Source organism: Veillonella sp. 20925_1_51 (assembly GCF_041431445.1).
Classification (GTDB): domain Bacteria; phylum Bacillota; class Negativicutes; order Veillonellales; family Veillonellaceae; genus Veillonella; species Veillonella nakazawae.
This window is the reverse complement of sequence record NZ_JAPVXT010000001.1, coordinates 276,497-298,388: the sequence shown is the minus strand read 5'-3', so window position 1 is coordinate 298,388 and position 21,892 is coordinate 276,497. Positions and strand designations below refer to the sequence as shown.

Below are 21,892 nucleotides of genomic sequence, written 5' to 3'. Positions count from 1 at the left end.
TAAAACTCTTAGGAGGAATACAACATGGAAAAACGTACTGGCGTAGTAACATTTGCAGGTGGCCCTATCACATTGGTTGGTCCAGAAGTTAAAGTAGGTCAACAAGCTCCTGACTTCACAGTTTTAAGCAACGACTTACAACCTAAAACATTAAAAGATTTCGAAGGTAAAGTAAAAGTTATCTCCGTTGTTCCTTCCCTTGATACAGGCGTTTGTGACGCTCAAACTCGTTGGTTCAACCAAGATGCTACAGCACTTTCTGATGATGTTGTAGTATTGACAATCTCTATGGACTTACCTTTCGCTCAAAAACGTTGGTGTGGCGCTGCTGGCGTAGATAAAGTTATTACTTTGTCTGACCACAAAGACGCTTCCTTCGGTGAAAACTATGGCTTCTTGATTGAAGAACTTCGTCTTTTAACTCGTGGCGTAGTAGTAATCAACAAAGAAAATAAAGTAACTTATGTTGAATACGTTCCTGAAGTAACTCAAGCAGTTAACTTCGATGCTGCATTAGAAGCAATTAAAGCTGATATCTAATCCTTTGATATTCTCTTGATTATACTGTGGTGTAATCGTAAAAAGACCGTACGGTTGATCTGCACCCATTTTCTTGGACAGATATAATTAAGCTACTTTTTGGGAATGAGTTCGGTATTCTACCGGACTCATTCCTTTTAATTTGAGCTTAATGCGTTTTGTATTGTAATAATCAATATAATCTCTTAATTTGTTGATAAAATCTTCATAGGAAGTAAATTTCTCCAAATATAACAACTCTGATTTTAATAAACCAAAAAAATTTTCCATCACGCTATTATCCAAACAGTTTCCTTTTCGAGACATACTTTGGATGATAGCGTGATTTTTTAATGTCTCTTGATAACTACTATGCTGGTACTGCCAGCCTTGATCTGAATGTAAGATACAACCTTTGCTATCTGGCCTGTTTTTGAAGGCTTTATCTAGCATAGATAACACCTGTGTTAATACAGGTCGTTCTGATATTTCATAGGATACAATTTCACCATTATACATATCTAAGATTGGTGATAAGTAAACCTTACGCCCAAACAAGTGGAATTCTGTAATATCTGTGGTCCATTTTTGATCTGGCTTTGTTGCAGTAAAGTTTCGGTTAATAATATTAGGAGCGATTTTTCCTTCAGTACCTCTATATGAGCGGTATTTCTTTAGTCGAACTTTACATGTTAAGTTTTCTTCCTTCATAATTCGCATTACAACTTTATGGTTTATATGAATGCCTAATTTATGCAATGCTATTGTAATTCGACGATACCCATAACGACCTTTATTCATCGCCACAAGTGTGCGAATAGCCTCTCGTTCCTCTGCATATTTCTCTCCCTTTTTTATGCTAGCTAAACGTGCATAATATGTACTACGACTAATGCCAAAGTACTCGAGCATAAAATGAAGGGGGTATATTTTTCTTAATCTTTCGATGGCAATTGTTTGTGCTTTTTTTTTACAGCTCTATTAGGTTTAGCAATTTCACGCATTTCTTTCATAAAGTCATCGTAAAAAGACATTTCATATTTCAACCGAGCAATTTCAGCTTCTAGTTCTTTAATCCGTTCTTTGTCTGATTTAATACTTTGATCTTTTGTGGGAGGTATTAGTTCTTTCGATTTCATAGATGATCTACCTTTAGGTTTGGGGTACAACCCAAAAATTCCTTCGTCTAAATACCGCTTTTGCCATGCTGCAATTAGACTAGGGTTATCTAAATTAAATAATTCTGCTGTTTCATTAAAGGATAACTTATTCTTCCACCTAGTTTCAAGAACTTTACGTTTAAAATCTGCTGAAAATACTTGTTTACCAATTTTATGGGTCAAATTATGACTAAGTTTAAACTTGTGTAGCCAATTTCTTACAGTACTTTCTGGAACCTCAAGTTCTTTAGCAATTCTAAAGCGACTCCATCCTTTTTCAGAAAGATAAATAGCCTTTTCTTTTACTTCTTTTGAATATTTTGACATAAAAAAACTGCACCTCCAAAAATTGTGTCCAATTTTTGGGGTGCAGTTCAGGTGTACGGTCTTTTTTATGTGGTATAGTATTTAGATATTTATTGTAGGTGAATTATATATGTGGATACGTATTTCTAAATTATTATTAACTATAAAAAATATAGCTCTTGTTGGTGTAGGTATTGCACTTTGTATTGCCCTCATTAATACCTTAATTAGCCTAGGATTTATTACGTGGGCAAATATCCAAGGTTATAGCACTTACTATTTATTAATTGAAGAATTAATTACCTTCTTCTTATACTTTGAGTTTATTGCACTCATCGTAAAATACTTTAAAAATAACTTCCACTTCCCGCTTAATTTCTTTTTATATATTGGCATAACTGCAATTGTTAGACTGCTAATCATCGATCATGAATCGTCATATGATAATTTAATCTGGTCTGTTGCAATTTTTGTACTTGTATGTAGCTTAGTACTAGTAGAAAAGTTTATAGGACATAACGAGTAATAGCTTTAACGACTAAATTATAAAAAGTTAATATGAATAAAAGGGCTCCTACAAATGTAGGAGCCCTTTTTGAGTAATAGAATCAACCGATATTAGAAGATGTTTTTTGCATAGTTAGCATATTTAGCTTCTAATTCTTCCATTTTATCGTTCATTTCAATTTGCAATTGAGATGCTAAGTCATATTCACCAGAGTTAAGTGCATCGATTAAACGAGTGAATAAAGATTTACGATCATCGCTATCTTTAGCAAGATAGAAACGTAAGTCGTTAACTTCTGCAAAACGTTTATCATCTACACTATTACGGCTATCAGTATGAATAGCTACCATCTTACGAACTGTATCAAGATTATCCGGAATTAAGCGGTGAGCCAATACAAGTTTCCAACGTTTCAAAATAGATGCGATAAAGGAATCCATCAAATCTTTTGCGAATGCATTGCCTTGAGCTAATGTTTCAACTAATTCAGGATTGTTATGGTAACCTTTAATGTTTTCCCATACAGTGGCTGGTGCAACACCAAACATTTGATTACGTTCTTCTTGAGTGAAATCATCGAATACGTCTTTTTCTGTACGATATGCACGATTTGTAGCAAGATAATCAGCAGATTCACCCACTTCTTTGGAAAGCTCTGCTTCTAATTGTGCTTGTGTTTTACCAGATGTAATAGCATATTTCATACCATCAAATGCAGAGATGAAGATCAATGCTAATGCAGTATATGTATTTGTGTAAGGGTTTGGAGAACGTAATTCATAACGTGTAGCCATAGGATTATCGATATCACGAATCAAACCACAAAGGATTGTACGGTTACGGCTTGGTTCGGAAGGATCAGTACCTAAAGATGTAACGATACATACTGGAGCTTCGAAACCAGGTTTTAAACGATTTAAGGAGTCTGTTGTAGAACTGATAAATGGATTGATTGCTTCATAGTGTTTCAATAATCCCATGATAGCACCAATACCCAAGGAGCTAGCAGATTCTTTACGCATATCTTCTGGGCTAAACAAGTTTACAAGTTTACCAGATTTTAATTTAGCCATAACACCAAAGTGTGTATGTTCACCAGAACCAGCTACGCCAATAATAGGTTTTGCATTGAATGTTACATCAAGACCATTTTCACGGAACACTTCACGAACAATAATACGAGCTTGTAATTCATTATCTGCTGTTTGTAATGGGTTATTAGAGAATTTCCAGTCGATTTCTAATTGTTCTAGTACAACTGCTTCATGACCATCTTCATCAAGTTTAGCTTTAACGCCACCTACTTCTTTATGACCCATTTCTGCAACCATACCGTATTGGTCTAAGCGTTCAACTGCTTGTTCTAATGCAGTACGAACTGTACCATGTGTACGTTGCCAGTATTGTTCTTGTAATTTTTGAGATACAGATAATTCTTTTTTGGTAACTGTTCTAGATGGAGTTTTTACCCAGAATTCCAATTCTGTAGCAGATGTAAAGATAATGTCTACAACGTCATCAGCTTTCACATGAGGCATACCAGGTAGACCATGTTCTTTGATCAAGGATAATAGTTCTGCACGAACATAATCACAGCTGTTTTTTAAGATAGAACGAGAGTCAACATAACGGTAGTTATGCATCAAGAATGCAGGAATACGAAGTGTACCAGTTGGTAAACCTGTTGCTTCATCGATATTTTCATAGTTATAATCAACGAACCAGTTTACACTTGGGTCGCCCCACATATCTACACGTGCATTATTCAATGTGGCGATATTTGTAAGTACTACAGAAGAACCATCTGTTTGAACGGCACGACCTTCGAAGAATGCTTCATAATCATCAAAGAATGCTGCCATAGGAATTTTTTCATCTGTATCATTACCAGCTAAATCAATACCAACAAGAGATACAAATTTAATTTCTGGATGTTGTTCTAATAGAGCAAGAACACCTTCTTTACCATATTGACCTGCTGGAATGTAATACAATAAATCTTTAGTACTTGTCATAATGGTTCCTCCTAAAAATAAAAAGACTCCAACAAATAGATATATATTCCATATATCTAAAGTGGAGTCTTCGTTGACCAATTATTTTGTTGAACTCATAATATCATATAGTGAAAATATATGTCAATAACTTTCTATAGAATTTCATAATTCTCTTAACTATAGTTTTAAGAGTTCTATGTTAATGAATTAAATATACTAACTATATCAACTGTTTAATTAGCTATTTTACAATATATTATCCAAGTAACTCTTTAACGATATTATTAACTACTTTACCATCTGCACGGCCTTTAGTTTTAGGCATTACATGTTTCATAACATTACCCATATTTACAGCATCGCCACATGCTGCAATCGCTTCTTTTACAACAGTGCGGATTTCATCTTCACTCATTTGAGCTGGTAAATATTTTTGAAGCACAGCCATCTCTTCTTTTACATGAGAGATCAAATCTTCACGGCCAGCTTTTTCAAACTCAGTTAAAGAGTCTTGGCGAGTTTTCATTTCTTTTGCCAAAATACCAAGAATACCATTATCATCAAGCTCAACTTTATCATTGATTTCTGTATTTTTAATAGCACTATTAACCATTCGAATTACAGAAAGAGCCGTTTTACCTTCTTCACGCGCTTTCATAGCCGCTTTCATATCTTCTTTTAATTGATCTTTTAAGCTCATAGTTCCTCCTATTTTATATATAAAGAAACCCTAATTCTGGATTTCATGAAGCCATGAAAAGGCAGAATTAGGGTAATCATCTTATGCTCTGAATTTGCGTTTTCTTGCTGCTTCAGATTTTTTCTTTCTTTTTACGCTTGGTTTTTCGTAGTGTTCGCGTTTTCTTACTTCAGACAAAACACCCGCTTTTTGGCAGGAGCGTTTGAATCGACGAAGAGCACTTTCAAGCGTTTCGTTTTTACCGACTTTGATTTCAGACATCTATATCCCTCCCTCCAAAATAATCTCGGGAAGTGCTGATAATTTACATACGCACATATAATATTATATGTATAGGTATAGATGTTGTCAATATTTTCCGGTATATTTTATAGGAATTTTAATAAGTATTATAAAAAGAATACATTATACTCAATTTTAAGCTTCAGGCCAGCCCATTTCTTCGCCACCTAATAGATGTGCATGCATATGGAATACAGTTTGACCTGCTTTTGCGCCAGTATTAAAGATCAAACGATAACCATCTTTAGAAATACCTAGTTCTTTTGCTACATCACGTACAAATGGCAATAAACCTTCTACATAGTCTTCATTTTTTTCAGTAAGATGAGCAATGTTAGCTACGTGATTTTTTGGCACAATAAGAACATGTACTTTTTTTACTGGCTCAATATCATGGAATGCATAAAATTTATCGTTTTCTAATACTTTTTTAGATGGAATTTCACCATTGATAATTTTACAGAAAATGCAGTCACTCATACGATAACTCCTTATTCAATAATTAAATAATTATCTTCTAAACCTACAACAGTACCTCCGATTAGATCACCAATCTTATGTAATCCATCAGACTTTACTTTACCATTTACATACTCATTTGTTAAGCCCATATAATATCCATTCTCTTCTTTTTCGATGAGAATCTCACCAGGCTTACCAATGCGAGATTTTGCGTATGCTTCATAGCCAGATTGGCTAAGACCATTTAAAAGCGCTACACGAGTTTTCTTTACAGCTTCAGGTACTTGATCCGGCATAGTAGCTGCAGGTGTGCCCTCACGAATAGAGTATGGGAATGCATGAATATGGGTAAACCCAATTTCCCGTACTGTATTTAATGTTTCTTCAAAGTCTTCATCTGTTTCTTGCGGGAAACCTGCAATTATATCAGTCGTAATAGATAAATCTTTAATACGAGAACGCAAACTTGCAATCAAGTCTTTATATTCTTGCAATGTATAATGGCGTTTCATCAACTTTAATACATGATCAGAACCAGCTTGTAGTGGTAAATGTAAATGTGGACAAACACGTTTATTAGTAGCCATTAATTCTACTAACTCATCAGAAACCTCTACAGACTCAATAGACCCGAAACGAATACGATATAAATTAGGAATCTCTAATAAAGCTTTTACTACATCGGCTAATGTAGGGCGACCTGGCAATTCTACACCATAATTCCCCAAATGTATACCTGTTAATACAATTTCATGGAATCCATGGTCTACTAAACGTTTTGCTTCTTGTACAATATCATCTACTTTACGAGATTTTAATTTTCCTCGAGTATACGGAATGATACAAAAGGCACAGTAGTTATTACAACCTTCTTGAATTTTCATGAAAGCACGAGCTTTATCAGATTCATTACCATATAATGGCATTTCTTCAAAGTTAGACTCGTTCATAATATCTCTAACAGCATTGATTTGACGTTCTGTAGATTCTAATTGCTCTACTAGCTCAACGATTTTAGATCTATTATTGGTACCAATAACAAGGTTAACACCGTCAATAGCAGCAATCGCATCTGGATCAAGCTGAGCATAACAACCAGTAACGATTACATAAGCATCTTCATTTTGACGCTTTGCTTTCCGAATCAATTGACGGGATTTCTTTTCCCCCATATTGGTTACAGAACATGTATTAATTACATATATATCAGCTTTTTCATCGAAGTCTACTGCTTCGTAATTATTTTGTAAAAATAAACCTTTCATAGCATCTGTGTCATACTGATTGACACGACAGCCCAAGGTTGTAAAAGCAACGGTTTTCATTGCACCTCTCTATTCTTATTTAATTTATAGTTCTAATTCATATTGAATCATTGCTAATGATCCAATGGCAGCTGTTTCAGCTCGTAAAATAGTATTGCCCAGCGATACTGATTTGCCACCACTCTCTATAATAGCATTGATTTCCTTCTCTTGATAGCCCCCCTCTGGACCAACACAGATTAGAATATCAGTTATAGTTTGATTAGTGTGTACTGATTGTAGTGCAGTCTTAATAGTATGACCATCTTCATTTTCATAAGCTACTAATTTTAATGCGTCAGCTTCGATTGTTAATACTTGTAAAAGCGTTTCACCTACTACAAGTGTGGGCAGTTGATTGCGTCCACACTGTTGGGCTGCTTCTAGCATAATTTTTTCCCAACGACTGACTTTTGATTGTAGTTTCTTATCATCATATTTAGCTACACAGTTTCCCGTAGATACAAGATAAATGGTATCTACATTTAACTCCGTCGCCTTTTGTAATACCCATTCTAACTTTTCGCCTTTCAATAAGGATTGAACTAGAATAGTTCGATACGACGATACATCAGACGCTACATATTCAATAAGTTTTGCTTGAGCCTTGCCATCCACTTCTTCTGTAATTTGGTATGTACCACAACGATTATCACTACCCGTTACAATGATAGGTTTCTCAATATTATGACGAAATACATGTAACACATGATGTGTCACATCTTTCGGTAATTCTATTCTTTCATCTAATGGTGTAGGAATAAAAATCTTTTTCATCGCTTTTCTAGCGCAAATGTATGCCAAGGCCCTGCAATGCGCTCCTCAATAATATGCCAATCAGCCTTAATATATGGCATAATCTCATCATACCGATCATCTATAATGCCACTAATAATTAAGATACCCTTATCCTCTAGTTTTTTACCAATTTGAGGTAATAGTATTTTAAGTGGATCCACTGTTAAGTTAGCTAAAATTAATTGGGCAGTATCATTGAAATCACTATCCAAATTACCACAAATAATCTCTGCAGATACATGATTATTCTCACAGTTAATACGAGCTTGATTGGCAGCATATTCCTCAATATCAATCCCAACCAAATGCTTGATCCCTAAATGTGCTGCTACCAATAAGAGAATACCCGTTCCTGTACCAATATCTAAACAAGTAACTTGATTAAGATCCATGGATTCACAATAAGATTTCAATAGTTCGGCACATGTACGTGTTGTCTCATGAGAGCCAGTACCAAAGGAAATATCGGAATCGATTTCTATAATTGTTTTATTGTGGACGTTATCATATTCTTGCCAAGCAGGTTTAATAATTAAATTAGGTAGAATTTCTGTAGGTTCAATATATTGCTGCCAAGAATTGAGCCATGTAGATTCATCTAATATATTTGTATCAACGGATGTGACACTAATATTTGCTTCTGTAAGACGTTTTTCTAAGTCTGACTTAATTGTATTAGAGTCCAATGATGGATCTGCATACATAGTTAATTGAATCAAATTTGGTTGATTTTCTACATCTTCTTCTATAATTCCATTGTCTGCATAATCGTCAAAAAGAGTAGTCACCTCATCGGTGGCTACTCTTTCACAGACAATGGATACTTCTATCCACTGCATATATGCTCCTTTATAGGGAATGTGACGGAACAAACCATTCCTTCACATGAGCTGTTCATTTAGTCAAAACGTCCTTAATTTTTTCAAAAAGACTTTTGCTCACTTGTAAATTATTTACATCTTCGTTACTTTCGTTTGCAAAGCGTAATAACAACTCACGTTGAGTATCTGTCAACTTCTTAGGCGTTTGAACAGTTACCACAATATGTTGGTCCCCTCGTTGCTTAGGGTTACGCAAATATGGAATACCTTTGCCCTTTACGCGGAATGCCGTTCCCGTTTGAGTACCTTCTGGGATCTTTAACTCTACTTTACCATCTAAGGTGTTAACTTGTATAGTAGCACCTAATGCAGCTTGAGCAAAACTAATATTTACACGGCTAATAACGTCATTACCATTTCGTTCAAATTCCTTATGAGGACGAACAAAGATATATACGTAAAGGTCACCCTTAGGACCGCCCAAAATACCTGGTTCCCCTTCATTAGCTACACGTAAGCGAGAACCGCTGTCTACGCCAGCTGGAATCTTGATAGAAATCTTGCGCTTAGCAAGCATTTCACCAGTACCACGGCATTTAGAACAAGGTTTTTCAATGCTTTTACCAGTACCATGACAACGAGAACAAGTGCGAACGGATTGCATACGTCCAAATGGAGTATTTTGAATAACCGCTTCTTGACCAGAACCATGACAGTTTGGACAAGTATCGACACGAGATCCTGGTTCACCACCAGTACCATGACAGTGATCACATTCTTCATGACGATGCACTTCTATTTCCATAGATTTACCAAAGGCTGCATCTTCAAAGGAAATATCAATATCTTCGCGCAAGTCATTGCCTTTTTGAGGGCCTTGTTGTTGGCGACCACCGCCAAACATGCCACCAAAAATGTCGCCAAAGATATCACCAAAGCCGCCAGCTTGACCACCGAAACCGCCAAAGCCTCCTTGGAAACCACCGGCGCCAGCGCCGCCTCCTTGTTTGAAGGCGTCGTGGCCGAATTGGTCATATTGAGCTTTTTTAGTTTCGTCAGACAATACTTCGTAAGCTTCGTTCGCTTCTTTAAACTTTGCTTCCGCTTCCTTAGGATTATCTTTATTTACATCTGGATGGTATTGGCGTGCCTTTTTACGGAAGGCCTTTTTGATTTCATCTTGAGAGGCATTTTTACTGACCCCTAAGATGTCATAATAATCACGTGCCATTAGTTACCAACCCTTCTTATTTCTTATCGTCATCCACTACTGTGTAATCAGCATCAACTACATTGTCATCAGATTTTGTTTGTTGTTGACCTTGCTCTGCACCACCAGCTGCTTGTTGAGCTTGTTGTGCTGCTGCATACATTTGCTCAGCTAATTTATGTAATGGTTGTTCCAAAGCTTCACTGTCTTTTTTGATATCTTCGATGTTGCCTGCTTCGATAGATTTTTTCAATTTATCTTTTGCTTCTTCAACTTCTTTCAACAAAGCTGTGTCGCCTTTACCATCAAGTTCTTTCAATGCTTTTTCAGCTTGGTATACCAAGGAATCTGCATTGTTTTTAACATCTAATTCTTCTTTTCTAGCTTTATCTTCTGCTGCATGTGCTTCAGCCTCTTTAACCATGCGATCGATTTCGTCTTCTTTTAAACCGCTAGAAGAAGTGATTGTAATTTTTTGTTCTTTTTGAGTACCCAAGTCTTTTGCTTTTACATGTACGATACCATTAGCATCGATGTCGAATGTTACTTCGATTTGAGGAACCCCACGAGGAGCTGCTGGAATACCATCCAAGTTAAAGCGACCCAATGTTTTATTATCTGCTGCGAACTCACGTTCACCTTGTAATACATGGATATCTACAGATGGTTGATTATCTGCTGCAGTGGAGAAGACTTGAGATTTAGATGTAGGAATTGTAGTGTTACGATCGATAATACGTGTGAATACACCACCCATTGTTTCAATACCAAGAGACAATGGAGTTACATCAAGCAACAATACGTCTTTTACTTCACCTACTAATACACCACCTTGAATAGCAGCACCAATAGCTACACATTCATCAGGGTTAACGTTTTTAGTTGGTTCTTTACCCAATACTTTTTTAATAGCATCTTGTACAGCTGGAATACGGCTAGAACCACCAACTAACAATACTTTATCGATATCGGATGCAGATAAACCAGCATCGTTCATAGCTTTACGAGTAGGTTCGATAGTAGCTTGTACCAAATCAGCAGTCAATTCTTCGAATTTAGCACGAGTCAATGTTACATCCAAGTGTTTAGGACCTGTAGCATCAGCTGTGATGAATGGCAAATTGATATTTGTGCTAGCTACGCCAGACAATTCAATTTTAGCTTTTTCAGCAGCTTCTTTTAAACGTTGATCAGCTAATTTATCATTGGATAAATCGATACCAGTTTCTTTTTTGAATTCTTCAATAAGGTAGTTCATAATGCGTTGGTCGAAGTCATCGCCACCAAGATGGTTATTACCAGATGTTGCCAATACTTCGAATACGCCATCGCCAAGTTCAAGGATAGATACGTCGAATGTACCACCACCAAGGTCAAATACAAGAACTTTACCATCTTCATCTTTATCTACGCCATATGCAAGAGCAGCTGCTGTAGGTTCGTTGATGATACGAAGTACTTCAAGACCTGCAATCGCACCAGCGTCTTTTGTAGCTTGACGTTGAGCATCTGTAAAGTAAGCAGGAACTGTAATAACAGCTTGTTTAACAGGCTCGCCCAAGTAAGCTTCTGCATCAGCTTTGATTTTTTGAAGAATCATTGCAGAAATTTCTTGAGGAGTATAAGATTTACCTTCTACAGTTACTTTGTAGTCAGTACCCATGTGACGTTTAATAGAAATGATTGTGTTTTCTGGATTGGATACTGCTTGACGTTTAGCCAATTGACCTACTAAACGTTCGCCATTTTTTGCAAAACCAACAACGGAAGGAGTAGTACGAGCGCCTTCTTGGTTAGTGATAACCGTAGGTTCGCCGCCTTCCATAACCGCAACACAAGAGTTTGTAGTACCTAAATCAATACCAATTACCTTTGCCATAATATATGCCTCCTAAAACCTTTATAATCTATTCAACAACTTTTACCATTGCTGGACGAATACAACGACCATCAACAGTATAGCCAGTTTGTAATACTTCACATACCGTATCAGATTCATATTCATCTGACGGCACTCGCATAATCGCTTGATGGAAATTTGGATCAAATGGTTTACCTACCGCATCGATAACGGCTAAACCATGTTTAGATAACATAGCCATCAAATTTTGATGGATCATGATAAATCCATCAAGGAATACCTTTGCATCACCTTCCACTGGGCTTTGAACAGCTCGTTCAAAGTTATCTAATACAGGAAGTAGATCTGTAAGTACATCCCCTTTAACATATCCTGCAAGTTGCTCTTTTTCTTGATTAGTACGACGTTTGAAGTTGTCGAAGTCCGCTTGTAAACGCTTATAGCGATTATCAAAGTCTGCTTTGAGCTCCTCTAATACTTGAGCTGCGTCCGCCACAACTTCTTCAGCTTCCTCAACAGCTGGCGTCTCTACATTTGTAGTTTCCACTGTTTCGTCAACTGTTTCTTGTTTAATGTCTTGTTCTTCAGCCATTATATGCCCTTTCTATTTTTGTTCTTTTACCATAGATTCCATTATATGTTTCATATGAGACAACATGCCAATGATACGACCATATTCCATTCGTGTCGGTCCTAGAATAGCAAGAGTACCGATAGGTTGATCTTGATTTGTAAAATCAGCTTGTACTACACTCATCGATTGAAGTGCTTCGGTATCATTTTCATTGCCAATCTTTACCTTTACAGGTGTAGGTGAATCATCCTTTAATAGTTGCCCCAATTGATTTTGTTCTTCCACTAATGAAAGTAAGGGTTGTACCTTTTCAACAGACTTAAACTCTGGTTGATTTAATAACTCTGTGGTACCTACAGAATAGAACAACTTACGTTTATTAATTGCTCGTAATAATGTTTCTGAAAGGATCATCAAAATCCCTTGTGGACCTTCCATATGAATCAAAAGTGTTCCTAACGCTTCAGCCGTTACATGACCAATACTTATATTCTGTAAAGCATTGCTAAATTGCATAGCTAAACTTTGTAATACATCAGGCGAAACGCCTTCAGTAAAGTACATTAATTCATTATCAAGAGCACCAGTCTCTGTAATAACAACCATGACAGCTTGATGTGAATCAAGGGGCAATACATGAATGTATTTGATTAATGCTCTATCATGGGCTGGAGCTAAGAACAAACTCATACTATGGCTCACTTGTGATAATAATTTAGCCATATTTAAGAAGAGCTCACTGGTAGATCCATTAGAATGTTTCCATAACATTTCAATTTTCTCAGCATCCTGTAATGGAACAGGTTGTTGACTCAACATAGAATCAACATATAAGCGATAGCCTTTAGCTGAAGGAATACGTCCCGCCGATGTATGAGGTTGCTCCAAATAGCCTAACTCCTCTAAATCGGACATTTCATTTCGTACTGTTGCAGGACTAATACCAAGATTATAATTCTTTGCAATCGTCCTGGAACCTACAGGTTCAGCAGATTTAACGTAGTCTTCAATTATGGCTCGCAAGATGCGCTGTTTTCTTTCATCCATAATGACACCTCTTGTTAGCACTCATAAACTTTGAGTGCTAATCGCATGTATAATATTATCACATAGGAAAAAATTGTCAAGCAAAAAAATCCTTAAAAAGTCAAATAATATCTATTTAGTCAAAAAGACAATTGAATATTTTAAATTAATTAGTCAAAAAATCAAAGTGTAATAATAAGAAAACACTTATACTATCTACATTTATGTCATATTCTAAAATCTAAAAAGTAGAATATGATGGTCTAATAAAATTTTTATTATTAAAACCATAAAATAGTATAAGTGTTTATATGTAATAATTTTATTGTTACTAAAATTCGGAGAAAAACTAATCACTCTCTAGATAAACGTACAGATTAAGAACTATAAAACCATTTGCACTAAAAATATAGCAACTTATAGTTCTACACCTTCTAAGGGATTACCTAGGCGTTCTAATAGTTTTCCCATACGCTCACGGGGCTCGCCATGTTCTGCATACCAATCTACTAAGATATCTACAGCTTTTTTGGATTGCTCAACAGTAAGCTTTCTAGCCAAAATTTTACCAGCCTCTGGTCGCATTCCCGTATTGCCACCAACAGCTAACATGAAACCTTGGGATGTTCCAATAAAAGCAATATCTTTTACCATTGCATCTGGGCAGTTACGACCACAGCCACTAATTCCAATTTTGCACTTGTGAGATGTTTTTCGGCCGTAATGTTTTCTCTCTACATAATCAGCCAATTCTTTAGTTTCCATTTGGCCATTTTTACAGTATCCTTTACCTACGCAAGCAATTAAGGAATTAACACCTCTATGAATAACAGTGGTTACACCTTCTGGTAATTCAGAGATAAGTTTTTCCTTATCGTCTTTTTCAATACCTGTAATTTGTATACCTGTTACAACATGACGGAAGGATCCTCCATATTTTTCAGCTAATTTTATGCATGCCTTCATTTGATCTAAAGTAAATTCGTTATGTAAACCGTGTAATATGACAGATGTCTTCATCGTTCCTCCTCAAATCTAGCATGCTTATTCATCATCATCCTATTTATACTAACATATTAGATTTTGAGATACTGTGAGAAATTACTCTCGAATAAATTGACTAAATACATAGTTACCATGCTTAGCCCCTTCAGAACTCAAATGATAACTACCATTTTGATACTCTAATAAGCCTTTAGTAACCAAATCTTCTAATATATTACCAAATAAATTATGAACAGATACACCAAATCTATCCTCAAATTTTTGCTCATCAAGGCCCCACTTAGTGCGAAGCGCTAAGAAGCAAAAGTCCTCTTGCGCTCGCTCTACAGTAATCATCTCCGTATCGATAGTAGGCATAGTGTATCGATCAACAGATTGTATATAAGGCATTACATTTCGATTGTTACTGCGGCGAATACCATCATAGAAGGAATGAGCTCCAGCACCAAATCCTAAGTAGTCTACATAGTGCCAATATTTTAAATTATGACGACTATAGGAATTACCCTTAGCGAAATTGGAAATTTCATATCGTTCAAAACCTAGTTCTTTTAAGCCTTCCATCATCGTATCATACATGGATTCATCAATACTTTCACTAGGAATAGAAATGAGATTCTTTTGTACTAGATGGTATAAATAGGTTCCTACCTCCACCTGTAATCCATAAGTAGAAATATGATTTATAGGCAAATCTTTTACAATCTCTAAATTACGCTTTATGTCTTCTAAAGACTGTCTAGGTAATCCATAGATCAAATCAATATTGATATCTGTAAAGCCAGCCTCTTTAGCATCATATATGGCTTGTTTTGCCTTTTCTCCATCATGACTGCGATGCAACATGGTAAGTGCCTTATCATCAAAGGTTTGAACGCCAAAACTAATACGATTAAAACCTAGTTTAACTAACTTAGTTAGATACTGTAGATCTACTTCCCCAGGATTAGATTCGATAGTCATATGACAATCATCAGTAATTGTAAAAGTGCTTTTAATTTTATCAAGAATCATCTTTAGTTGTTGAATTGATAATTCAGTAGGCGTACCACCACCAAAGTAAATGGTATCAATAGGTCTAGATTTCGATTCTGGGTGTTCTGTAACCCATAGATCTATTTCTTGTACTAATGCATATACATAGGTTTCGTAATAATCTTGTAGATTTTGATAGGCAGGAAAATCACAATACATACATTTCTGTTTACAAAAAGGGATATGGACATACAAGCCCATATCCCCAAGTGTAGACAGATTCAGGGTATTAGAATCTGTTTTCATTATATTAGTCCTCAACCTTGAGAATAGCCATGAATGCTTCTTGTGGAATCTCTACAGAGCCCACTGACTTCATACGTTTCTTACCGGCTTTTTGTTTTTCTAAGAGTTTACGTTTACGAGAAATATCGCCACCATAACATTTTGCTAAAACGTCTTTACGCCAAGCCTTTACGGTTTCACGAGCCACAATTTTCGTGCCTACCGCTGCTTGAATTGGAATTTCAAACATTTGACGAGGAATCAATTCTTTTAATTTTTCAGCTAACGCACGACCACGTGTAGCAGCACGGTCTTTATGTACGATAATAGACAATGCATCTACTGGATCACCATTTAACAGAATATCCATCTTAACCATTGGAGATTGTTTATACCCAATCAACTCATAGTCAAGAGATGCATAACCCTTGGTAGCAGATTTCAATTTATCAAAGTAGTCGTAAATAATTTCACTCAAAGGCAAGTGATACACAACAGATACACGTGTTTCATCCAAATATTCCATGGATTGATATTCACCACGTTTATCTTGAGATAACTCCATAATAGTACCAACAAAGTCTTTAGGCACAATTGTAGTAGCTTTTACATATGGTTCTTCAATGTAGTCGATTTCTGTAGGAGGTGGTAATTTAGCAGGGTTATCCACTTCAAGCATTTCTCCATTCGTCTTATAAACCTTGTAGTTTACAGATGGAGCTGTTGTAATAAGGGATAAGTTATATTCACGCTCTAACCGTTCTTGAATAACATCCATATGTAGCAGACCAAGGAAGCCACAGCGGAAACCAAAACCCAATGCTAAAGATGTTTCAGCTTCATATTCTAAAGCAGCATCATTAAGCTGTAACTTTTCTAATGCATCACGAAGATTTTCATAGTCCTTAGAATCTGTTGGATACAAGCCACAATATACCATAGATACGGCTTTACGATAGCCTGGTAATGGTTCTGGTGCAGGATTATCAGCTAATGTTACCGTATCACCTACGTGACAGTCTGCTACATTCTTAATACTTGCCGCAATACAACCTACAGAACCACATGGTAATTCCTGGACAGGCACAAGATTTGGAGTAAAGATACCGAGCTCAGTTACATCAAAATCCTTATTATCATGCATCATGCGAATCGTATCTTTTGCTTTAATAGTACCTTCTTTTACGCGCACATAAGCAATAGCACCTTTATAGGCATCAAAGCGGCTATCAAAAATCAATGCTCTTGTTGGTTCATCAGATTTATCTGGTGGTGCAGGCACCTTATTTACAATGGCTTCTAAAATATCTGGAATGCCAATGCCAGATTTAGCAGAACATAATACTGCTTCTGATGCATCTAAACCAATGATATCTTCGATTTCATGTTTAACCCGTTCAGGATCGGCAGAAGGCAAATCTATTTTGTTGATAACAGGAATAATTTCAAGATCATGTTCTAAAGCGAGATACACATTAGCCAACGTTTGAGCCTCTACACCTTGTGCAGCATCTACTACTAGTAATGCACCTTCACAAGCAGCAAGAGAACGAGATACTTCATAGCTGAAATCCACATGGCCAGGAGTATCGATAAGGTTCAAAGTATACTCTTCTCCATCTTGTGCTTTATACAAAATGCGAACAGATTGCGCTTTAATAGTAATACCTCGCTCCCGTTCTAAATCCATAGAATCTAGAACTTGAGCCTCCATTTCTCGTTTTTGTAATGTGCCAGTATATTCAATTAATCTGTCGGCGATGGTAGATTTACCATGGTCAATATGAGCTATAATACAGAAGTTTCTAATCTTTTTCGTTGACATACTATGTAAACAAGTTCAAGGAACTTGTATTCTCCTTTCTAACATACGCGATCGATAACAGCACCTCCTAATAGTTGAGTGCCATTATAAAAGGCTACGGACTGACCTGGTGTAATAGCCCGTTGTGGTTCTTCGAAGATAACTTCCATCGTATCATCATCTAAGATACGTGCAGTACAAGGTGAAGGATTTGCTGCATAGCGAATTTTACCTTCTGCTTTTAATTCTTTATGAATTGTATCATCCAAGAAATTATAGAACTTACAAATCATACGATTCGTAAAAAGTCGATCATTAGGACCTACAATAACTTCATTGCGTTCACCATTAAAGCCAATTACATATAATGGATGTTTATATGCAATCCCTAGGCCCTTACGTTGGCCTATAGTGTAGTTAAATAAACCATTATGCTTACCTAATACCTCACCATCTTCAGTAACGATATTACCAGACTTTGGTTTATCTTTCATTTCTTCTACTACAAGCTTTTGATAGTTCCCATGAGGCAAGAAGCAAATATCTACACTATCTGGTTTTTTAGCTACTGGCAAATCATATTCAGCAGCTAATTTACGTGTTTCAGTCTTACATTGTCCACCTAGTGGGAACATGAGGTGACTCAAAATGCGTTGGTTCATATTGTACATAACATAGCTTTGATCTTTGGTAGGATCAACGCCTTTATGTAATTCATATAAACCAGTTTCTTCATTATAATTAACCTGTGCATAATGGCCAGTAACCATATGTGTGGCACCAAGTTCAAGGGCTCGATTGAGCATCAAATCAAATTTGATATTTTTATTACAGAATACACAAGGATTTGGTGTACGACCATAGGCATATTCTTTTACGAAGTAATCTACTACATTATCGTAGAATACATCACGAGCATCAATAACATGATGCTCAATACCAAGAAAATCACACATCTTCTTAGCATCTGTTACAGCGAGAGGCACTGAATCATAAGGTGTACCACTCACCCACAGCCATAGGGTAATACCAAATACTTTATAGCCTTGTTTTAGTAGCATTGCAGCAGTTAAAGAACTATCTACGCCGCCACTCATAGCTACAGCGATAACTTTTTCCATACTTTCTCCTTTTAATGATCTCTTGATCATAAAACTAATCAGGGTGAAAGCCTGACGTGTAAAACACTAGTTCGGTGTAAAAGTCCGAGTAGTATTGCTATGAAATTATAGCAACTTATATTATAGCCTAGAATTAGGTACATTGAAAAGATTTGAAATAAAAAGAATCCCCTTCATCAAAAGAAAGAGATTCTAATTATTATCTATGTTTTAAAAGCTCTTCAGCGGCTCCTAGAATACCGAGCATAGAATGCTCAAATACTAAGCCACCTTGCATGAAAATCGTATATGGAGGACGAACAGGACCATCTGCACTTAATTCAATAGATGAGCCTTGTACAAAAGTACCACCGGCCATGATGATTTTATCTTCGTACCCAGGCATATCACCAGGAATAGGATGTACGTGAGCATCTACAGGGGAATATGCTTGCATACCTACACAGAAGTGCTCCATTTCTTCTCCATTTTTTAAATTGATAGCTTGGATTAAATCATAGCGATCAGCATTTACCTTAGGGAAGACATCATATCCTAATAATTCACCTACTGCAGCTGTATATACAGCCCCTTTAAGAGCTTGTAATACTACATGAGGAGCCATAAACAACCCTTGGAAGAATAAACGGTAACCCGGCGCATAAGAGCCCATATGATCACCAAGTCCTGGAGCAGTCAGTTGGTACGCTGCATCTTCAACTAAGTCTTCACGACCTACGATGTAGCCACCTGTTGGTGCTAAGCCGCCCCCTGCATTTTTAATGAGCGAACCAGCCATAATATCTACACCAGCTTCTAAAGGTTCTTGCAGTTCTGTAAACTCACCATAACAATTATCTACAAAACAAATAGTATTCGAATTTTTAGCTTTTACGGCATCTACAATAATCTTAATATCTGCAATAGATAATGGTTCACGCGTACTATAACCACGAGAGCGTTGAATCACTACTACTCGCGTATTATCATTAACAGCATTAGCAATGGCTTCTACATCATAGGTATTGTCCTTTAACGGTACCTCAGTATAGGTAAACCCCTTTTCTACGAGAGATCCACGCACTTCACGAGATGCACCGATAACAGATTGCATCGTATCGTAAGGAGCCCCAACTGCATAGATAAATTCAGTCCCTTTTGAACCATTCCCCATTAAAGAAATCAAAGTTGTTGCTAGTGCATGAGTACCAGAAACAAAATGGGGACGAACAATGGCTTTTTCACCTTTAAATACATAGGCGAATACTTCATCTAACTTCTCACGGCCCACATCGTTATAACCATAACCAGTAGTACCTGTAAAATGATAATCAGATACTTGACACTCTTTAAAGGCTTCTAATACCTTTTTTGTATTGGCTAATGCAATAGGTTCAAACTTTTTAAATTCAGGTTCAGCCATCTCAAGGGCTTTACTACGTATTTCTTCTAATGTCATGCTAATCCTTCTCTACGAATTAATTCCATAGCTTTATTAAATATAAAATCTTTAGATGTATTATTATCAATATGAATCCATTCAATATATGGCATGCGCTTATACCAAGTGATTTGTCGCTTGGCAAAATGACGAGTATTTTTCTTAATTAAATCGCGGCATTCATCGAGGCTAATACTACCATTCATATATTCTACAACCTCTTTATAACCAATCCCCTTAAAGGCTTGGCAATCTGGATTTACTCCAGACTTAATGAGTTGTTCAACCTCTTCAATTAAACCTGCATCAAACATCATATCAACGCGTAAATTAATGCGCTCATATAACTGATCACGATCTCTCATAAGACCAATAACAGGCCCTTTATAAGATATACCATCTTTAGTCTGATTACGTAACGAATCTACATCACCATGATGCAATATTTCAATAGCTCGATACAAACGATGCTTATCACTATATTGAATTTCTATATTATGTTCTTTTCCTAATGTGAAAGCATATTCTCGTAAACCATCAATACCTTTGGCATTAAATAGCCCATCTAGCTCTGATCGTAAACTTTCATCAGGTTTAACGTCATTAAAGTTATAGCTCTCTAATAATGATTGAACATATAACCCTGTACCACCAGACAGAATAGGTAGAATATTCCTATCATTTAATCTACCAATTATCTCTTTTGCTTGATTTTGGAAAATAGATACTGAATATGAATCATTTGGTTCTAATATATCGATAAGATGATGTTTTACCCGGTTAAGTTCATCCACCGATGGTTTGGCGGTACCAATATTGAGTTGTTTATATACTTGGTAAGCATCACCAGAAATAACCTCAGCATGTAGCTGTTCTGCTAAGTCCAAGGTAAGATCTGTTTTTCCTACCGCCGTTGGTCCAACAATGGTAATTAAGGGATTCACATTAACTCCTTCATATATACTCCATAGCCTATACGACTATATTTTCCGCCCACCCATTGATGCGGTGGATAGTTTTGAAAGACCGAACTAAATGGTCGTTCTTTAATAATAACACCATACGTGGCAACACGCATAGCCTGTGCCATGATTTTATCCTCTATATGACTTTCCACAGTATGTCCCCGAAGAGGTTTGAATTGAGGACTTTCCTCTACAGGAACTTCAAACATAGGATCAAAATAAATAATATCAATACTATTGTCAGGTAAGTTTGGTAAATAGTGTTCAAAGGTATCATAATTTACTTTAATACGTCTCAATGCATTTGTTACACTATCGTCACTATGAATATAATGAGCTAAACCATGACTAGTGGCAAGCCATATAGGTAAAGACCCTTCTAGGCCAGTTATTTGAGCCTGTGGGTAACCATAACTCACTACAATACTGTCACTACCAAGGCCAATTGTACAGTCTAAAAACGTAAATTTATCTCTATTAGATAATCCTTTTTTATCTAATATGACATGTACCGCATTAACGAGATGATCGCCTTCACCGCGTTGTAAACGTAATATACGTAATTGAGCCATAGACAAATGAAAGGTATGTTGTTGATTTTCTGGGAAATGAATAGTTAATCCAGAACCAGCAAGAACCGCAATATATTCGCATTGATACTTACCGAATAAGGCTGGTATCGATGTTTTACCTCGTTTAATATATGTCATATGCATAGAGGAAGCCAGTGCTTTGGCTTCCTCCTGAATGACCTCATTAGATTTTTGAGATGTGGTTAGTATATTCATA

The 21,892-nt window shown here is 36.3% G+C and carries 22 protein-coding genes; 2 read left to right on the top strand and 20 right to left on the bottom strand.

Going from position 1 to position 21,892, the window contains the following annotated elements; all coding sequences use genetic code 11:
- The first annotated feature begins 24 nt into the window (after positions 1-24).
- Positions 25-540 carry a thiol peroxidase gene (gene tpx / locus O3607_RS01420; RefSeq protein WP_024064190.1) on the top strand — a complete coding sequence of 172 codons (516 nt, stop codon included), beginning with the start codon at positions 25-27 and terminating at the stop codon, positions 538-540.
- An 87-nt stretch (positions 541-627) separates the two neighbouring features.
- Here the strand turns inward: tpx and O3607_RS01415 are convergent, their stop codons facing one another.
- Both O3607_RS01415 and O3607_RS01410 read right to left on the bottom strand, forming a co-directional pair.
- Positions 628-1,431: an IS3 family transposase gene (locus O3607_RS01415; RefSeq protein WP_371443210.1), complete on the bottom strand. Its 804-nt coding sequence runs from the start codon at positions 1,429-1,431 to the stop codon at positions 628-630.
- Positions 1,432-1,454: 23 nt separating this feature from the next.
- Positions 1,455-2,006, bottom strand: a complete 552-nt coding sequence (locus tag O3607_RS01410) for a helix-turn-helix domain-containing protein (RefSeq protein ID WP_371443208.1) — start codon at positions 2,004-2,006, stop codon at positions 1,455-1,457.
- 109 nt (positions 2,007-2,115) lie between these two features.
- On the opposite strand from O3607_RS01410, the gene O3607_RS01405 reads away from it, so the two are divergent.
- Positions 2,116-2,511: a phosphate-starvation-inducible protein PsiE gene (locus tag O3607_RS01405; RefSeq protein ID WP_024066740.1), complete on the top strand. Its 396-nt coding sequence runs from the start codon at positions 2,116-2,118 to the stop codon at positions 2,509-2,511.
- 92 nt (positions 2,512-2,603) lie between these two features.
- Here O3607_RS01405 and O3607_RS01400 read toward each other — a convergent pair whose 3' ends face one another.
- From O3607_RS01400 to O3607_RS01315, 18 genes are all read right to left on the bottom strand, one after another.
- Positions 2,604-4,508, bottom strand: a complete 1,905-nt coding sequence (locus O3607_RS01400) for a glutamine synthetase (RefSeq protein ID WP_060924618.1) — start codon at positions 4,506-4,508, stop codon at positions 2,604-2,606.
- A 238-nt stretch (positions 4,509-4,746) separates the two neighbouring features.
- The gene (locus O3607_RS01395; RefSeq protein ID WP_060924619.1) at positions 4,747-5,190 is read right to left on the bottom strand and encodes a GatB/YqeY domain-containing protein; all 444 of its coding nucleotides are present in this window, start codon (positions 5,188-5,190) and stop codon (positions 4,747-4,749) included.
- Positions 5,191-5,271: 81 nt separating this feature from the next.
- Positions 5,272-5,451, bottom strand: a complete 180-nt coding sequence (gene rpsU / locus O3607_RS01390; protein ID WP_004695751.1) for a 30S ribosomal protein S21 — start codon at positions 5,449-5,451, stop codon at positions 5,272-5,274.
- A 156-nt stretch (positions 5,452-5,607) separates the two neighbouring features.
- Entirely contained in the window at positions 5,608-5,952 is a 345-nt protein-coding gene (locus O3607_RS01385) for a histidine triad nucleotide-binding protein (RefSeq protein WP_024063776.1), read from the bottom strand.
- A gap of 11 nt (positions 5,953-5,963) precedes the next feature.
- Complete coding sequence (mtaB, locus tag O3607_RS01380) at positions 5,964-7,259, bottom strand: tRNA (N(6)-L-threonylcarbamoyladenosine(37)-C(2))-methylthiotransferase MtaB (protein ID WP_105085591.1); 1,296 nt, start codon at positions 7,257-7,259, stop codon at positions 5,964-5,966.
- A gap of 24 nt (positions 7,260-7,283) precedes the next feature.
- Positions 7,284-8,015: a 16S rRNA (uracil(1498)-N(3))-methyltransferase gene (locus O3607_RS01375; RefSeq protein ID WP_371443207.1), complete on the bottom strand. Its 732-nt coding sequence runs from the start codon at positions 8,013-8,015 to the stop codon at positions 7,284-7,286.
- Positions 8,012-8,875, bottom strand: a complete 864-nt coding sequence (locus tag O3607_RS01370; protein WP_371443206.1) for a 50S ribosomal protein L11 methyltransferase — start codon at positions 8,873-8,875, stop codon at positions 8,012-8,014. The genes O3607_RS01375 and O3607_RS01370 overlap by 4 nt, the downstream gene beginning before the upstream one ends.
- Before the next feature lie 55 nt (positions 8,876-8,930).
- Complete coding sequence (gene dnaJ, locus O3607_RS01365) at positions 8,931-10,088, bottom strand: molecular chaperone DnaJ (protein WP_105085588.1); 1,158 nt, start codon at positions 10,086-10,088, stop codon at positions 8,931-8,933.
- 16 nt (positions 10,089-10,104) lie between these two features.
- Complete coding sequence (gene dnaK / locus O3607_RS01360; RefSeq protein WP_227720930.1) at positions 10,105-11,946, bottom strand: molecular chaperone DnaK; 1,842 nt, start codon at positions 11,944-11,946, stop codon at positions 10,105-10,107.
- Between the two features lie 28 nt (positions 11,947-11,974).
- On the bottom strand, positions 11,975-12,520 hold the full coding sequence (grpE, locus tag O3607_RS01355; protein ID WP_105089164.1) for a nucleotide exchange factor GrpE: 546 nt from the start codon (positions 12,518-12,520) through the stop codon (positions 11,975-11,977).
- A gap of 12 nt (positions 12,521-12,532) precedes the next feature.
- Positions 12,533-13,549: a heat-inducible transcriptional repressor HrcA gene (hrcA, locus tag O3607_RS01350; RefSeq protein ID WP_303938220.1), complete on the bottom strand. Its 1,017-nt coding sequence runs from the start codon at positions 13,547-13,549 to the stop codon at positions 12,533-12,535.
- 396 nt (positions 13,550-13,945) lie between these two features.
- Positions 13,946-14,548 (bottom strand): nitrite/sulfite reductase, encoded by a 603-nt coding sequence (locus O3607_RS01345; RefSeq protein ID WP_371443205.1) that lies wholly within the window; start codon positions 14,546-14,548, stop codon positions 13,946-13,948.
- An 81-nt stretch (positions 14,549-14,629) separates the two neighbouring features.
- Positions 14,630-15,814, bottom strand: coding sequence for a radical SAM family heme chaperone HemW (gene hemW / locus O3607_RS01340; RefSeq protein WP_371443204.1), 1,185 nt, complete (start codon positions 15,812-15,814; stop codon positions 14,630-14,632).
- 4 nt (positions 15,815-15,818) lie between these two features.
- Positions 15,819-17,618 carry a translation elongation factor 4 gene (lepA, locus tag O3607_RS01335; RefSeq protein WP_287533952.1) on the bottom strand — a complete coding sequence of 600 codons (1,800 nt, stop codon included), beginning with the start codon at positions 17,616-17,618 and terminating at the stop codon, positions 15,819-15,821.
- Positions 17,619-17,656: 38 nt separating this feature from the next.
- Positions 17,657-18,718 carry a tRNA 2-thiouridine(34) synthase MnmA gene (mnmA, locus tag O3607_RS01330; protein WP_119206401.1) on the bottom strand — a complete coding sequence of 354 codons (1,062 nt, stop codon included), beginning with the start codon at positions 18,716-18,718 and terminating at the stop codon, positions 17,657-17,659.
- Between the two features lie 199 nt (positions 18,719-18,917).
- A complete protein-coding gene (locus O3607_RS01325; protein ID WP_371443203.1) occupies positions 18,918-20,156 on the bottom strand; it encodes an aminotransferase class I/II-fold pyridoxal phosphate-dependent enzyme in 1,239 nt (412 codons plus the stop codon).
- A complete protein-coding gene (gene miaA, locus O3607_RS01320) occupies positions 20,153-21,082 on the bottom strand; it encodes a tRNA (adenosine(37)-N6)-dimethylallyltransferase MiaA (RefSeq protein ID WP_371443202.1) in 930 nt (309 codons plus the stop codon). The genes O3607_RS01325 and miaA overlap by 4 nt, the downstream gene beginning before the upstream one ends.
- On the bottom strand, positions 21,079-21,891 hold the full coding sequence (locus O3607_RS01315) for a class I SAM-dependent methyltransferase (protein WP_371443201.1): 813 nt from the start codon (positions 21,889-21,891) through the stop codon (positions 21,079-21,081). The genes miaA and O3607_RS01315 overlap by 4 nt, the downstream gene beginning before the upstream one ends.
- Position 21,892 lies beyond the last annotated feature (1 nt).

Bases quoted from the DNA above. Each gene is read 5' to 3' on its own strand.
- grpE (WP_105089164.1), bottom strand. From the start codon at position 12,520: ATGGCTGAAGAACAAGACATTAAACAAGAAACAGTTGACGAAACAGTG.
- mtaB (WP_105085591.1), bottom strand. From the start codon at position 7,259: ATGAAAACCGTTGCTTTTACAACCTTGGGCTGTCGTGTCAATCAGTAT.
- O3607_RS01385 (WP_024063776.1), bottom strand. From the start codon at position 5,952: ATGAGTGACTGCATTTTCTGTAAAATTATCAATGGTGAAATTCCATCT.
- mnmA (WP_119206401.1), bottom strand. From the start codon at position 18,718: ATGGAAAAAGTTATCGCTGTAGCTATGAGTGGCGGCGTAGATAGTTCT.
- hemW (WP_371443204.1), bottom strand. From the start codon at position 15,814: ATGAAAACAGATTCTAATACCCTGAATCTGTCTACACTTGGGGATATG.
- lepA (WP_287533952.1), bottom strand. From the start codon at position 17,618: ATGTCAACGAAAAAGATTAGAAACTTCTGTATTATAGCTCATATTGAC.
- dnaJ (WP_105085588.1), bottom strand. From the start codon at position 10,088: ATGGCACGTGATTATTATGACATCTTAGGGGTCAGTAAAAATGCCTCT.
- O3607_RS01410 (WP_371443208.1), bottom strand. From the start codon at position 2,006: ATGTCAAAATATTCAAAAGAAGTAAAAGAAAAGGCTATTTATCTTTCT.
- O3607_RS01400 (WP_060924618.1), bottom strand. From the start codon at position 4,508: ATGACAAGTACTAAAGATTTATTGTATTACATTCCAGCAGGTCAATAT.
- O3607_RS01315 (WP_371443201.1), bottom strand. From the start codon at position 21,891: ATGAATATACTAACCACATCTCAAAAATCTAATGAGGTCATTCAGGAG.
- dnaK (WP_227720930.1), bottom strand. From the start codon at position 11,946: ATGGCAAAGGTAATTGGTATTGATTTAGGTACTACAAACTCTTGTGTT.
- tpx (WP_024064190.1), top strand. From the start codon at position 25: ATGGAAAAACGTACTGGCGTAGTAACATTTGCAGGTGGCCCTATCACA.
- O3607_RS01345 (WP_371443205.1), bottom strand. From the start codon at position 14,548: ATGAAGACATCTGTCATATTACACGGTTTACATAACGAATTTACTTTA.
- rpsU (WP_004695751.1), bottom strand. From the start codon at position 5,451: ATGTCTGAAATCAAAGTCGGTAAAAACGAAACGCTTGAAAGTGCTCTT.
- O3607_RS01370 (WP_371443206.1), bottom strand. From the start codon at position 8,875: ATGCAGTGGATAGAAGTATCCATTGTCTGTGAAAGAGTAGCCACCGAT.
- hrcA (WP_303938220.1), bottom strand. From the start codon at position 13,549: ATGGATGAAAGAAAACAGCGCATCTTGCGAGCCATAATTGAAGACTAC.
- O3607_RS01375 (WP_371443207.1), bottom strand. From the start codon at position 8,015: ATGAAAAAGATTTTTATTCCTACACCATTAGATGAAAGAATAGAATTA.
- O3607_RS01405 (WP_024066740.1), top strand. From the start codon at position 2,116: ATGTGGATACGTATTTCTAAATTATTATTAACTATAAAAAATATAGCT.
- O3607_RS01395 (WP_060924619.1), bottom strand. From the start codon at position 5,190: ATGAGCTTAAAAGATCAATTAAAAGAAGATATGAAAGCGGCTATGAAA.
- O3607_RS01415 (WP_371443210.1), bottom strand. From the start codon at position 1,431: ATGCTCGAGTACTTTGGCATTAGTCGTAGTACATATTATGCACGTTTA.
- O3607_RS01325 (WP_371443203.1), bottom strand. From the start codon at position 20,156: ATGACATTAGAAGAAATACGTAGTAAAGCCCTTGAGATGGCTGAACCT.